The sequence below is a fragment of the Thermogemmatispora sp. genome, assembly GCF_042408735.1.
In the GTDB taxonomy this organism is placed as follows: Bacteria; Chloroflexota; Ktedonobacteria; order Ktedonobacterales; family Ktedonobacteraceae; genus Thermogemmatispora.
Map to the genome: position 1 here is coordinate 1 of NZ_JBHOQV010000174.1, position 1,952 is coordinate 1,952.

At 66.3% G+C, this 1,952-nt stretch carries 2 protein-coding genes; both read right to left on the reverse strand.

Annotated features, from left to right (window positions below):
* A partial coding sequence (locus ACFMO7_RS18845; protein ID WP_376797034.1) for an ATP-binding protein occupies positions 1-846 on the reverse strand: 846 nt, incomplete at its 3' end.
* A partial coding sequence (locus tag ACFMO7_RS18850) for a winged helix-turn-helix domain-containing protein (RefSeq protein ID WP_376797035.1) occupies positions 847-1,952 on the reverse strand: 1,106 nt, incomplete at its 5' end.

Consider the following 1,952-nt stretch of genomic DNA (forward strand, 5'->3'; position numbering starts at 1 on the left):
TCGCTTGGGGAATAACCTGTAGTCTGGCCCTTCTAACTCGACCACGCGCGCCTCAGCAAGGAGCCGCGAGACGCCCGCGGCCCCCAGCCAGGCCAGGAGCTGATCCGGGCGATGGTTGGCCGTCACCACGGTCGCTCTCCCGCTCTGGAGCCGCTGATCCAGCAGCCGGTAGTAGACTTCCTCACGGAAGTCGCTTGGCTTTGGTTTGTCAATGTCGTCCAAAACGAGCAGAGGGGTCTGCATCGCTTTCTGGAGGAGGCACAGGTAGTCCTCGTCCTGGCGCAGCAGCACCTGGATCTGCTCGAAGAGCGCCACCGCGCTGGCGAACAGGCAGGCCTGTCCTGCGGCCACCCGGGCGCGTGCAATGGCCGCCGCCAGATGGGTCTTGCCCACCCCAGGGGGGCCGACCAGCAGCAGCGTGCCCTGGGGATCATGCGCAAACCGCTGCGCTTCCTGCAAGGCGAGCTGGCGCTGCCGCACGGTCTGGGGCGTATCGCCTGGGCGCATATCGAGCCGGAACGTTTCGAATTGCCCGGAAGGACCCTGGGCTGCTTGCGCCGGCGCCAGCCAGCCAAAAAGCTGGCTTGCCAGCAGCTTGCTCCGCTGTTCCTCCAGCAGGACGCGCTGCTGCACCCGCCACTGCTCCGCGCTGGCGTGCACTTCGCAGCCGCAGCGCAACCGGAGCCAGCGTCCATCGTCCAGCGCGAGCGGCTCGACAATGGTCCCACAGGTAGGACAGGTCCAGCGGGCCTCCGCCTGCGAGGTCGCTACCCGCTCCGGGGAGAACCGGCTGGCCAGCCGCGCCGGCACGCGCAGGGCGGCCCCCAGTCGCGTGAAGGACCCCATTCAGCTCCCTCCTGCAGCGGCACCTGGCTCCTCGGCCTCGACCTGCTCAACCTGGCACGCTGCTTTCCAGGCCTGTCGCTGCGCTTCGACATAGGAACGGTACTGGGCCATGGGATCAGACTGCCAGGCCGGTTCTACGGGCAGATGCGAGCGCGTGCCCCGCCTGGGGGGCCAGCGACCGCTCTCCAGCCCGGCAGCGCTCGCCGAGCCTGTCCCCTCCGACCCGGCTGCAACCTCCTGCCTGGAGGGCACCGGCGCCTGAGCCTGCGCGGCCTGCACGCGTTTGAGCCAGCGGCGGAAAAAGCCTGGCGTCAGCCGCTGCTGCCGCTGATTGCGCCGCGGGTCCTGGATATATTCGGCACATTCGACAGCTTCTCCGCGCACTGCTGACCAGCCCAGCGTCGCGGCAAATTCTTCCAACACCTGGCAGAGTTGCCGCGACGCCGGGAGGCCCAGGATCTCGGCAATCTCTTGACACAGAGCAGCGTCGACGCCGCTGTCGACGCGAGGGGCTGCTGGGCCAGGGAAGGGGACTACCTTCGGCGATGCGCTGGTCGACCCTGCGCCAGCCGCCTGCTTCGTCACCAGTGATGCTTGTTCTCGTTCCCTTTCTGTTCCCTCTTCTCTTTCTCTTTCCCCTTCCCCTTCCCCTTCTTCTTCTGACTGGGGTTTCCTGGGGTTCCCAGGATTTTCCAGAAAAACCCAGGAAACCCCAGACTCGGAACAGCCAGCTCGTTCTGCCAGAACTGGCTCTGCCACGGACTCCTGCTCCCCCCATGCTGGAGGGGGCGGCAACTGGGAGGGCGTGGGCTTGCTCAGCGATTGCCACTGCTTCCAGGGCAGCCACTGATAGTACTGCTGGCGCCCCACCTGGTAGTGCAGCAGCAGCCCCCGCTCGACTAACTGGCTGAGGGCTTCCTCCACCGCGGTCTCGCTGACATTAAACAGTCGTGCCAGCAGGCCCGCGTGGGCCCGCCCGCGCCCTTCGTCATCGGCCTCCAGGATCAGGCCGATGAACACCACGCGGGCCTCGGCAGACAATTCAAAGAAATCTGGCTCTTTCAAGAGTGCCACCGGAATACTGCGGCTTCGCGCCATGTCATCAT